This is a genomic window from Chryseobacterium sp. Chry.R1 (assembly GCF_039645525.1).
Classification (GTDB): Bacteria; Bacteroidota; Bacteroidia; order Flavobacteriales; family Weeksellaceae; genus Chryseobacterium; species Chryseobacterium proteolyticum.
Window position 1 is genome coordinate 676,777 of sequence record NZ_CP151793.1, and the last position, 12,848, is coordinate 689,624.

General features: G+C 33.6%; 8 protein-coding genes. All 8 read right to left on the reverse strand.

Features of this window, described 5'->3' with window-relative positions; genetic code table 11:
- Positions 1–70: 70 nt before the first annotated feature.
- Complete coding sequence (locus AAEU33_RS03220) at positions 71–973, reverse strand: GYDIA family GHMP kinase (RefSeq protein ID WP_345990909.1); 903 nt, start codon at positions 971–973, stop codon at positions 71–73.
- Positions 974–984: 11 nt separating this feature from the next.
- Complete coding sequence (fabD, locus tag AAEU33_RS03225) at positions 985–1,860, reverse strand: ACP S-malonyltransferase (RefSeq protein WP_172282380.1); 876 nt, start codon at positions 1,858–1,860, stop codon at positions 985–987.
- 68 nt (positions 1,861–1,928) lie between these two features.
- Positions 1,929–3,878 (reverse strand): LysM peptidoglycan-binding domain-containing protein, encoded by a 1,950-nt coding sequence (locus tag AAEU33_RS03230; protein ID WP_345990910.1) that lies wholly within the window; start codon positions 3,876–3,878, stop codon positions 1,929–1,931.
- A gap of 38 nt (positions 3,879–3,916) precedes the next feature.
- Positions 3,917–5,503 carry a bacillithiol biosynthesis cysteine-adding enzyme BshC gene (gene bshC, locus AAEU33_RS03235; RefSeq protein WP_345990911.1) on the reverse strand — a complete coding sequence of 529 codons (1,587 nt, stop codon included), beginning with the start codon at positions 5,501–5,503 and terminating at the stop codon, positions 3,917–3,919.
- Positions 5,504–5,517: 14 nt separating this feature from the next.
- Positions 5,518–7,455: a putative porin gene (locus AAEU33_RS03240; RefSeq protein ID WP_172282374.1), complete on the reverse strand. Its 1,938-nt coding sequence runs from the start codon at positions 7,453–7,455 to the stop codon at positions 5,518–5,520.
- Positions 7,456–7,593: 138 nt separating this feature from the next.
- Complete coding sequence (locus AAEU33_RS03245) at positions 7,594–9,072, reverse strand: RagB/SusD family nutrient uptake outer membrane protein (RefSeq protein ID WP_345990912.1); 1,479 nt, start codon at positions 9,070–9,072, stop codon at positions 7,594–7,596.
- A gap of 20 nt (positions 9,073–9,092) precedes the next feature.
- Positions 9,093–11,876: a SusC/RagA family TonB-linked outer membrane protein gene (locus tag AAEU33_RS03250; protein ID WP_172282370.1), complete on the reverse strand. Its 2,784-nt coding sequence runs from the start codon at positions 11,874–11,876 to the stop codon at positions 9,093–9,095.
- A gap of 313 nt (positions 11,877–12,189) precedes the next feature.
- Positions 12,190–12,840 (reverse strand): hypothetical protein, encoded by a 651-nt coding sequence (locus AAEU33_RS03255; protein WP_345990913.1) that lies wholly within the window; start codon positions 12,838–12,840, stop codon positions 12,190–12,192.
- Positions 12,841–12,848 lie beyond the last annotated feature (8 nt).

The following is a 12,848-nucleotide window of genomic DNA, read 5'->3' on the forward strand; positions in this document are numbered from 1 at the left end:
ACAGGTGGTTAAATATAATGATATAAGTCAGAATGACAAAGAAAAAAACAGAACGGCAAATTGTTAAATATCAAGCAATTATATCAGCCCATTCAAAAATAGTCGCAAAACCTTTTCCCCGAAAATAGTCCTCAAAGCCCCTAAATTTGGCACTCATTACAAAATCTCCCCCCCAGGCACCCAAACTTTTCACAAAAACCGGACAGTCGGAGAAGAATTTGTCTTTAACGGTAGGAATATTCAGAAAATCAGAAATTTTTCTTTCATGAACAGTCATTAAATGACAAAAATCATTTAATTCATTACATAATAGAATTTCATTGGTAAGGGCAGAAAATACTTCGATCAGTTTACGGGATTTTATTTTGGACTTATACAGATCGATTGCTTCCCTGCTGTCTTGTTTTTGATTTAAATGGATAAAAATCAAGTCGTCCTTAAAGATAGGATCAAAGGTTATTCTTTTATATTGTATTACCGGTTTATTCTGATACAAAACTGCTGATTTTTCCTTTGCGACAGCAATATCATAACCACTTCCACCCAAACTTAGACTATTTAGCATGAAAGGATCTGTATCAGCCCACACAGAAAGGTTGTTCATTAATGTTGAACTGCTTCCCAATCCAAAATCGGAAGGGAACTGTAGATTTGTTTTTAAAAAGTATGAATCTGCATTCTGGAATTTACGAGTAGAAAGCTTTTGGACGTTTTTCAACGTTTTTATAAGAAATTCGGCACTGGGAGCTATATTTGTCTCAAGGATTTTCCAAGAGGAATAATCAATGATCACTTTCAGCCATAGTTTATTTTGATGATAAGCTTCCCAAAAAACCAATGATTTCCCATCTTCCGTTTCTTCAAAGAAAAACTCTTGTCCCAGCCTGGTTGGTACCGCTAGGACAAGAGCTCCATCTATAGCGAAATATTCTGAAGTAAGCATGAGCTTTCCCGGTGAAAATATTTCGCCCATTTGTTTATTTTTTAGATTGCCGAAGCAACGTCTACAGAACTATCAATTTTCTTGATCAATCCCTGTAAAGTTTTTCCTGGTCCAACTTCTACAAAGTTAGATGCTCCGTCTTTAATCATATTCTGAACAGATTGTGTCCATTTTACAGGACCTGTTAACTGAGCAATCAGGTTTTTCTTAATTTCGTCAGGATTTGTAACTGCAGTCGTGGTAATATTCTGATAAACTGGAATCGTTGCTTTTCTGAATTTAGTTTGTTCAATAGCAGCGGCCAATCTTTCTTGTGCAGGTTGCATCAATGGAGAATGAAAAGCCCCATTAACAGGTAGCAATAATGCTCTTTTTGCTCCCGCTTCTTTCAATTTAATACAAGCTTCTTCTACGGCAGCAGTTTCTCCTGAAATTACAAGTTGTCCAGGACAATTATAATTTGCAGGAACAACAATCCCATTGATCTGTGCACAAATTTCTTCAACTTTGGCATCTTCCAATCCTAAAATTGCAGCCATTGAGCTTGGATTAATATCACAAGCTTCCTGCATTGCTTTTGCTCGTTCAGAAACTAATTTAAGACCGTCATCAAAAGACAGAACTCCATTAGCGACCAATGCTGAAAATTCTCCTAAAGAGTGACCGGCTACCATTTCAGCACCAAGTCCATTTACAGCTTTTAAAGCAGCTACAGAATGTATAAAAATAGAAGGCTGAGTAACCTCGGTTTTCTTTAGATCTTCTTCTGTCCCATTAAACATAAGGGATAAAATATCGAAACCTAAAATTTCATTGGCAGATTCCATCAAGTCCTTTATGTCTTTTCGAGAATCATATAGTTCTTTTCCCATCCCAACAAACTGAGAACCCTGCCCAGGAAATACAAGTGCTTTCATCTAATAATTTAAAATATTATGCAAATATAAACATAATGTGAAGATTTTCTTTCATCCAATGTACTTCACTAAGGAACTAATCGGATTACACGATAACCAGTATTCACATAAGCTCCATTAGCTTTGGACTTTACAAATTCAAACTTGGTTGCAAGCTGAGTTTGAACTTTATTCATTTGTTTAAAAATTTCTCCTTTTTTATTCTCTCTGGTTAACATGTCATTGACAACATCAAAACCAATAATTGCATATTTGGGAGGAGTCTTGCAATATTTACCTTTATAGGCTGCCAAAATCTCTTTTTCAAAACTTCCGTCCGTATTGATTTTTCTGTCCATTAAATAAACCAGACTCGCCTGACTAAGGTCGTCTACCTTTTTCTCAAAACTTGGAGCATAATACAGGCTAAAAGCTTTTATTCCCTGTACTTCTTTTGTCAGGGCAATAACTCTATTTGAAAAAGCCTCTCCCGTACTATCGTTATCACTCGCTAAAATAGCTATTACAGGAGCAGATTGTCCCGTCATCATATTCTGGTCTGCCTTAATTTCTGCAGGAGAACTTACAATTGTTACATTTGGATTTTTCACTGCCTTTTCGAGACCAGCTTTAATATAATTTGCATTTTCCTTTTTGCTGTCTGCAACTATATAAATTTTTTGATCCGAGTATACAGTTTTTACTTCATCTACAATTTTATCCGCATAGGTTTGATCATTCGTTTCAATAATAACCAGATTACTGTAGTTATACAATTCCGGAGAATTTGCAAACGGCGCTACAATTGGAATTTTCTGGCTTTTAGTAAAGTCTAAAACATCAATGACATTCGATTTAAAGAATGGGCCTATAATTAAATCTGTATTATTAGGATTGATTTGAGTCAATGAATTCCTAAATGAAGCTTCATTACCGGAATCAACTACTTTAATATCCAGTTTCTGACCGTTTCTTGCATTTCTTTCAATGGCTAATTTAGCTCCTGTAAGAAAATCCATTGCCATTCCCCTATATTGAGTTTCATTTGTACTATAGCCGAAAGGAAGCATCAAAACAACACTTAAAGCATCTCCGCTTTTCTTAATGTATGCAGGATCAAGCTTCTTAATTTTCAAAATCATTCCGGTCTTTAGTCCGTGGGTTAAATCCGGGTTTAAAGCGATTAATTCGTCAATGGAAATACCATATTTATTCACAATAGAGAAAACAGTATCCCCTTGCTGAACAGTGTAAGTAACATATTCATCTCCTGCCTCTGCATTCACGTTAGAGGAATTATTAGCAGATGACTTTTCGTTGCCTGAATCAATTTTAGTTTTAGGGTTAACAGGTTCCGTAATTACATTAGCAACATTGCTATTTGATTTTTTAACACGGATAACCTCTCCTGGTTTTAATCCTTTTTCTTCCAATCCAGGATTTAAAGCATACAGCTCTTGTTGGCTAACTCCAAATTGTTTTGTAATTCTGTAATAATTATCTTTTGATTGAATTGTATAATTATCCTCATCCGTTGCCACAGCAGTTGATAGAGTATTATTAGCAGTTGCTTCTACAGTTTTTGAAGCTACAACAGGTTGTTGGTTGCCTCCATATTTTTTTATGCTTTCAAAAGGTAATGTAATCTCATCACCGATCTTCATATGAGAATCCAATTCAGGATTCAGCTTTCTCAAGTCAGTTTCAGAAATACGGTATTGCTTTGTAATTCCATAGATGGTTTGTTTCGGCTGTAATACAATTTTACCAAGCTGAGCATTGGGTTTAGCTTTTTCAATGACAGCACTTTTTGTAACAGGAGCAGAAGTGCTTTTATCAGATTTAACTGTAAGCACATCACCGACTGTCAACTTTCCATCTTTAAATTTTGGATTTAGTTTCAGCAGTTCATCCACCGTTATACCATACTTCTTGGCAATATTATAAGGATTGTCTCCTTTAACTACGGTATGTGATTGTTGAGCGGAAACGCCCAAAACCATACATAAACTGGATAGAATAAAAAACCTTTTTATCATAGTAGATAATTATAATTTACAAAAATACTCCTTTAAAATTAAATGGCAACAATTATTAATTTTGATTCTTGAACCACCATTTCTTCTAAACAAGTTTCAAGCCATGAATATCCATAATCGGCGAAAAATACACTAAAATTATAAACCCTTTCCTGCCATGTTTTAGAAGGATGTACGTTTAAAAATAAATTTTCCAACCTTTCAAGCAATTCACTTTGTTTTATCTTTTCTGCATGAAGAAGTCGCTTTTTCATCCTTTTGTAAGATTTGAGCTGTCTAATTTCTTCCGCCTTAACCATATTTCCAAAAGATTTCTCGGTAGTTTCGGCGATAGACCGTAATTCAGAAAAGCTATTGATCAAAAGAGATTCTTTTTCTTCAAGTAACCTGAGAATACTACTATTATCTAAGATCCTGTTGTTCGTAATAGCTGCAAAATTCTGAAAGAAATCATCAACTTTCAGATCAAGCTTATCTATTTTTTTTAATACTTTCTCCTGTAAGAACAACATTGAGTTTCGGGGAATCAAAACAGGAAAAGGGATATCTATTTTAGTAAAATAGTCTTTTAACTCAAGCCAATACATAATTTCTGCATTACCTCCGATATAAGCTAAATTAGGCAATACTTTTTCCTGATAAACCGGACGCATTAATGCATTAGGGCTAAATCTTTCCGGGGCTTTATCCAATTCATTTAAGACCTCTTCTTTTGTAAACCGGATGGGAGTATCCACCACACTATAATGATCGCCTACCAATTCTATCCGATCTCTCGTGTCAGAAAGGTAAAACAAATTAATTTCCCTGGGATTCACCTGAACCTTTCCATATTTATCTGTGAGAAATTTCACTTTTTCTTTAGAAGCATGATATAATGCAGAATGAATTAACTCTTCCCGGAAAATTTCTTTGACCTGATTTTTCAATATGCCTGAATCCCCATCAATGATTAACAAACCAAACTCTGAAAAAAGTCTGTTCACTAATGTCTTTATAGCTTCTGTAAGAGTATTCCCAACTTTGTAAGCTTCTTTAAGCATTAAAATAAGCTCTGTCCCAAAAACAGAATCCTTAAATTCCTTTTCAAACTCAGAAATGAAAAATGTATCGCTTATCTGAATTCTCCCGACAGGTCCACCAGACTTTTCATTAATTTCGTAATAATTACTCTCGGTTTTGAAGTGATTGATCTCAGCAAAATCGTGATCTTCAGAAGCCATCCAATAGACAGGAACAAAATTAAAGTCCGGAAAATTAAATTTTAAATAAGAACAAGTCTTAATAGTTTGTAAAATTTTATACACAAAAAAAACAGGCCCCGAAAAAAGGTTTAGTTGATGACCTGTTGTTATAGTAAAAGTATCAGGAAGCTTTATGTTGTTTAAATTTTCCCTTTGCTTTTTAGAAAGTATGAGTCCGGATAACTGTTGTTCAAGAGCGGTGGATAATACCACTCTCTGTTCTGAAGTAAAAGATTCTTGTTTTAGATGAATTTTTTTTCTAAAATGGTCTAATGAAAATGTATTTTCTTCAAAACCCTCAATTTTATGATTTAAAAAATCTTTTATTAACTGAGGTATATTTTCTATATCATTAAATGATATTTTACTGATTGTTTTCAACTGGTGTCATGATTTTAGTTGAACAAATACCAAACAATTCCAAGGTTCAGTCTAAAATCATAAACCGGATAATGTGGAAATGCATAGGCTTTATTAGATGAGATAAGTGTACCTATCTGTTGCCCTTCAACAAAGAAGAACATTTTTTTAACTTTCATATTGATATAAACATCGGCAATAGGCTGTCCCCCGATTGAAAATGAATCCGCTCTTGGTAAAATGTATTCGTTAAGTATCGGAAAATATTCTCTTGAAGCAAACTTTGAGAAATAGTAAACTTTCAGTCCAGCTTGGATTTCTGCAGCATTTTTAAACGCTTTGGTCTGATAAAAGAAATTAGCACGGCCTATAAATCCAGGCATCGGATACAAATCTTTATTTGTTAGCGCGTTCTGAAACTGCACTCTTGTATTTAAATGATATTTACCAAAACTGAATGTAGCATCTCCTCCGATCTGAGAAATATTAAGCGACCCTTGACTTTGTTTAGGCATTGATGCAGCATCGAGATAAGTAAAATTGTCTATTCTGAAATAATTAACAAACAATTCTGTTTTAAACCATTTTAAATTAATATTCCCACCAATCTCAGTTATCGATTGGTTTTTAACATTCTGAAGGTAATAATTAAAATTATTATAAACAGAAGTATTCAAAAGATAATTAAAAGAAGGATAAGCACTCTGGAAATTTACTTTAGCATTTACAAAATAATCTTTGATCGGCTCAAATTTAATGTTGTTAGTAGTTTTTACATAAGTTCCGAACTGGCTTCCATTGGAAAATTCCGCAAATGAATTAAGCTGGATTTTATCTAAAAGCTTTATCTGTAAGTTTCCTACTGCCCCAATTCTATTCTCTTTAATCTCATTTGGAATCTGTAATGTAGGCAGAGTAACTTGCGTTGCTCCAAACTTTATCATTTGATAACGCACTCCTGCATCCAGTTTGAACTTTTCATTATCCCAAACCAGACTAACAGTATTGCTTAAATTATTGGAATATTTCTTTGTTGAAAGAGGAAAACCATTAACGATTTCGGCGGGTGTATCGTACCAATATCCTTCTAAAGCATTTTGAGAGTAATAATATTTATTCCCTTGGTTAAAAATGGTATGCCTGATCCTAAAAGGAAATTTTTCAGCGTTAAAAGGAGTAAACTGATGGCTTAAATAATATCTTCTGTATCCAAATTGCGAACTTGAAGATGCAAGATTCACTTCTGCATTGATTCTGTTTCTGAAATCACTGTTCCCACTCTGGAACAGATCATCAGCCACAATTCCTCCGTTTTCCTGATTATTAACATTTTGATGCAGGTAATGAGCAAATAACTCATAGTTTCCGCTCTTACTTAGATAGTGTCCAGAGAATAGTGTATTATTATTAGCTGCCAATGAGTTCCTGTAAAGACCTTGTGATCGCAGTCCCATATATTCCAAAGCAAAATTAAATCGCTTTCCTATATTTTGAGTGTAAGTAGATCTTAAAACCGCTCCGTTCTTTATAGAATTATGATAAACAAAAGTTGCTGTTGGAGTTTTTACGTCATAATATTTCACGTCATTAATCCCAATAATTCCATAAGATTTATTGGAAGGCAGCAGTGAAAGGTTTTGCTCTGCATTCACCTCATAAGAAAGAGGATTAAATCCCGCTCCCACATTAGGAAATTGAACTCTCCCAAAGTTATCCTTATTGTTATATTGTGAAAAGATGTATGTTTTTTCGTAAGTCATCACCGTATCAAATATTTTCTTTTCAGAAAATTGAGTCTGATAAAGATAATCATTGATGGTAGGTTTGAATATTTTTAAAGAATCCTTCTTTCCAGAGTCAATAACTAAAGTATCAGCCAGTTTTTTTTCAAGCTTGTTAGAATCTGTTTTATTAACAACCTGTGCATTGAAAAAATTAGCAAAGAAAAGGATGATAAGAAATATATATTTCATGCGTTAATTTATAGGGTTCAAAAGTGATACAGAACCATAACGGTTTTCATATTACATTTTGTACAGCAAAAATAAGAAATAAAAGGAAATAAAAAACCCTGCTTAGAGCAGGGTTTAATATTATATGGTTATTGTTTATTAATAACCGTCGTTTTGCTTGATATCCGGATTCTGCTGAATTGCAGTTTGTGGAATAGGCCATTGCCATTTTGTACTAGACGCTGCCAAAGTCTGAGCTATAGGAGCTGTTCCAGTACCATCTGCTAAGTGGCCTTTACCAGATCTCTGAACTCCCAACCCAAGCCTTTTTAGAGTATACCATCTGTCATTTTCAAAAGCAAGTTCTAATCTTCTCTCGTTATAGATAGCGTTAAGCAATGCCTGTCCTGTTTCTGTTCCAGGAGTATAAGGACTATAACGTTCTGCTCTAATAGAATTAAGCAAAATTAAAGCTTGTGCTTCATTCCCCGTTTTATAGTATGCTTCAGCCATATTAAATACCACCTCAGCCGTTCTAAGATACTTAATTGGAACAACATTAGCAGCCCCACCTACGGTAGAATACTTCATAACATTGTTATAAGTTTTTCCTGAATAGGTTCCAGTTGTAAAATAAGTGGACTTTCTAATATCTGTTGACGCATAACTATTATAAAAATTATAGTCTACCACAAATTCTGATCTGATCTGTCCACCTATCGTTTGGTTGTAAGCTACTCCAACTGTAACGTTTTCTTGAGCCGAGTTTAAAACTTGAAACAAAACACCATCAGTACTTGTAGATTTCCAAATATTTGTGAAATTAGATCTAGAGGTTACACTTGGTGAAAGACCTAGCGCTTGCTGTCCATTAGAAATCACATTATTATAATCTCCTTTGTACAAATACACTCTTGATAATAATCCATAGATTGCAGCCTTAGTTAATCTTCCCTTATCTGCACTCGTTACATTGATATTATTTAATGCAAATTGTAAGTCAGCAATTATCTTATCGTAAACCTGATTTACAGTTAAATTTCTGCTAATTCCTCCAGATTGGGTAGGATCAAAAGATTCAGAATAATAAATACCTATACTGTTCCCTGCGTCTCCAGACTGAGTAGGAATTTTAGCATAAGCTCTTACAAGATCGAAATGAGCCATTGCTCTTATTGCTCTTACCTCTGCTTCAATACTATTTTTTTCAGCTCCAGTTATAACACCATTATTAATATGTTTTAAAACAAAATTAGCTTTTGCTATGACATTGTATGCTGCACCATATAATCCCGCAGTTTGATTATTATCTGAAGAGAATTCAAAGTTTGAAGCTGCAAAGTTTGAGTTTCTACCCTCTACATTTCTTACTAAATTATCAGTAGTTAAATCTCCCATAATAAGCTGGCTACCTGTATCTCCACCGTAGTAAGACACTCCTCCAACTCCATTCAAATTGACTGTTTTAAATGCTGTATAAGCTCCATCTGTCGCCATTCTGAAAGCAGTCGGAGAACTCATTGCAAGATTTTCTTCCTCATTTACAGTTGAAAACTGATCCAAATTCCTATCACAAGAAGCAAGCACTACGCCAGTAAGTGTAAGAACAAAAATATTTTTAAATATTCTATTTTTCATAATGAATATATAATTTAAAGTTAAAATTCAACTGATAATCCCATTAAAATGGTTTTCACAGCTGGGTAAGTGTATAGGTTGTAAGATCCAGGCACAAATAAAGAAGTAGAACCTGCGGACCCAAGAGAAACTTCCGGTTCTCCATGGAAGCTTGTCCAAGTAATTAGATTCTGACCTTGAGCATATACCCTTATTTTATTAACAGGTAAGGCATCTCCGAAATCTTTTTTATCAAAAGTATATCCAATACTTAAACTTCTTAGTCTTAAATAATCTGATTTTTCAAGAAACTGATCAGTTGCTCTTATTCCATTAGAATCTACCTTTTGGAACACTCCTGTATCACCTGGATTCTTCCAATAGTTTGCTGCAGCTGTTGCCACATTATATCCAGAAAGTGCACTTGTAGGATCTACCGCGTTAAGATACATGTTATTATAAGTATAACCACCCATCTTAAATACAAAATCTGCATTTAGATCAAACCCTTTATATGTGAAAGTCGTACCAAATCCACCAAAGCTTTTTGGGAAAGGAGATTTATCCGTAATTGGAACTGCGTCTGAAGCACTATATACATTTGTTATATTACCATTTTTGTCATAATATAATGCATCTCCATTGTTTGGATCAACCCCAGCAAAACGAACATTATAGAACATATAAGGAGTTTCGCCTACTTTTAGATAATTATACCCTCCTGCCAAAAGTCTTTCAGTCTGATTACCAGCAAGTCTGTCAAGAACACTTTTTTGAAATGCAATATTTGCTCTAAAACTAAGTGTTATATCTGATGTTTTAATTACATCTACATTTAATTCTGCTTCTAACCCTTTTTGAGTCATATCTCCTGCGTTGCTATAGGCAGAAAATACACCTTTTTCAGTTGTGTAAGGTAAAAGTTGTATGAAGTCATTTCTCTTATTCTGATATACTTCAACAGCACCTTTTATTCTTCTGTTCCACATCGAGAAATCAACTCCTAAGTTAGTAGTTTTATTAACTTCCCACTTTACATTTTCATTACCAGCTGTTTGTATAACTGATATCGTTGGCGCTGTACCATAAAGACCATATCCAACATTAGATACGTTCACATAATCAGGAATTGTACCGTCATTCCCAGTAAGACCATAAGATCCTCTAAGCTTTAAATCATTAATAAAATCTACATTGAAGAATGATTCTTTAGCAATATTCCAAGCCGCACTTGCAGACCAGAATGTCCCAAATTTGTTATTAGCTCCAAACCTTGAAGATCCATCTCTTCTGATTGATCCTGTTAATAAATACCTTCCGTCATAATCATAACTTGCCAATGCAGCTAAACTAAATAGTGTATTTCTAACTTTTGATCCTGTAAATGTATTTCTTGCAGAAGGAGTGGTATTTGATGGAGTGTCTAAGTTATCCGATTTAAGACCGTATGCACTCGCATTTAAAGTTTCATTGAAATTATCGTTGTACTCAACAAATCCTAATACATCAATATTATGTTTTCCAAAAGATTTCACATAATTTAAAGAGTTATTCCATGTATAGTTAAATCCATAAAATGTATTCTTTGCAATCTGCCCAGTTGGTGTACCATTAATAGTTAAATCCAGATTAGACCCTTTTTTAAGCCAGTTTGTAGCCATATACCAGTCGTATAAACCATTGAAAGTTGTCTTAAACTTAAGCCCGTCTATGATTTTATATTCCCCAAAAAGAGTAGCTTGGCTTCTGAATCTTTGATCAATTAAAGGATAGTTTCTGATCTGCTCAACAACATTTGATCCCGCACTCATTGTTTGGTTGTAGCTACCATCCGCATTGTAAATAGGCTCATAAGGTGCATAAAGATACATTGCAGCAAAAGGGTTCTGAGTATTATATCTGTCCAAATAGTTTTGGGTCTTTTGATATTGTAATCCTAAGTCAATTCCTAATTTAACTTTTTCACTTAGCTGATTTGTAAAGCTAAACCTACCTGTATATCTATCAAGTCCATCAATATCTCTTAGGATACCTGAATCCTTGTCATAACCAAGAGAGTAATAAAAAGTATTTTTGTTACTTCCTCCCTGAGCACTAAATAAGTATGATTGAATTGTTGAGCTTCTTAACAAGTCTTTTTGCCAATTGTGGTCATATGCTGCTAATTTATTTATTTCAGCTTCGCTTCTTGTAGGAAAGCCTAAGAAACCTAAAGTATTCTGAAAATTCAGGAGCTCTCTAGAATTCATCATACTAAAGTTATTATCCTTTAGTTTTGTAGCAGTACCAAATTTAGTATCAAAAGAGTATACTGTTTTACCAACAAATCCTGATTTAGTTGTAACAACTACTACACCATTAGCTCCTCTAGAACCATATTGAGCCGTAGCGGCTGCATCTTTAAGAATTGATACAGAAGCAACATCATTAGGGTTAATTGCACTAAATTGTCTAGCAGACATATACATACCATTAACTACATATAATGGTTCTGATGAACCACCAACCCCAGAAACTCCTCTTACTAGAATAGTAGCAACTGACCCTGGCTGTCCAGTAACACTCTGAACAAAAACCCCAGAAGCTTTACCTTGAAGGCCATTACCAATACTCGTTGTTGGAGTATTTTGCAAAAGCTGGTCTCCTGTAACCACTGATTGAGCTTGAGTAATCTTATCCTGAGTTTTTTTCTGATAACCAATAACTATGACCTCATCAATTTGAGCCTCTTTAGTTAAGGTATCTTTTTTCACAGTTTGTGCAAAAGCAACTTGTCCTAAGAAAAACAACGCTCCAGCACTTAATACACGCAATTTCACATTCATATTAACAAATTTTAATATATTTAAGAGAGCAAATATGTTAATAAATATTAATACTGGCAACTTTTTAAATTGGCGATAATTATGATGAATACGATATATAAAAATTAATAATTTACTTCATAGATTAAAATTTAACAAAAAATAACATTTAACATTTCAATAAAACAAATTTTCCACAATTCAAAATATCTTTAACAAACATTTATCACCCTTGAAAATATTATTTAGAATCATTATAAATTATTAAACAGCTATAAATTCCAAAGGAGCCTATTTTTCAATAGGCTCTTCTGAATTTCTTTGCATGTTCACTTTACCCAGCAATAATGCCTAATAAACTATTAAAATCATCAATATTTTTAAATTTATTCTTTTTAAAATTTTGATCTAATTCTTCAGATTTACTAGGAAATAATGCTTTAATCTCATCTTTTTTCAATGGAGTAATTACCTTTTTAGCCATATCAAACAAAAAATAATCCGGTTTAGTCCTTGAAAACTTAGGAGCCCTAGCTTGATCATAGGTATTCTCTGCAACTTTTCCTGGCGTAAAGGTTATATTCTCTTTTCGTACAATTACATAATTATTTTTATCCGAAGAGGAATCAATATAATATTTCCCACTAATCAATCTCACAACATATTTATTATTGATTTTAAAATAATCAGCCTCTTCTTTTGGGATTTTATAATATTTATCATCATTCTTTAAGATAATTTCATCATTATAGATATTATATCTTAAAAGAAAAGCCCCACTCTCTCCTTTAATCATTGATGGTAAAAACTCTTTTTCTAGAAAAGGAGAACCTTCATAATTATCATTATCAGCACTTTCCCCAACGCCAATTTTATTAACCGAATTAGACAACAATCTATTATTATTAAGATTGTAAAGCACAGCACTTTGTCCAAAACAGAAGCTAAAGCCTAAAATCGACAATATAATTCCCGTCTTTTTCATTTTAAATT

Coding starts and splice junctions, on each gene's coding strand:
- AAEU33_RS03240 (WP_172282374.1), bottom strand. CDS start 7,455: ATGAAATATATATTTCTTATCATCCTTTTCTTTGCTAATTTTTTCAAT.
- AAEU33_RS03220 (WP_345990909.1), bottom strand. CDS start 973: ATGGGCGAAATATTTTCACCGGGAAAGCTCATGCTTACTTCAGAATAT.
- fabD (WP_172282380.1), bottom strand. CDS start 1,860: ATGAAAGCACTTGTATTTCCTGGGCAGGGTTCTCAGTTTGTTGGGATG.
- AAEU33_RS03255 (WP_345990913.1), bottom strand. CDS start 12,840: ATGAAAAAGACGGGAATTATATTGTCGATTTTAGGCTTTAGCTTCTGT.
- AAEU33_RS03250 (WP_172282370.1), bottom strand. CDS start 11,876: ATGAATGTGAAATTGCGTGTATTAAGTGCTGGAGCGTTGTTTTTCTTA.
- AAEU33_RS03245 (WP_345990912.1), bottom strand. CDS start 9,072: ATGAAAAATAGAATATTTAAAAATATTTTTGTTCTTACACTTACTGGC.
- AAEU33_RS03230 (WP_345990910.1), bottom strand. CDS start 3,878: ATGATAAAAAGGTTTTTTATTCTATCCAGTTTATGTATGGTTTTGGGC.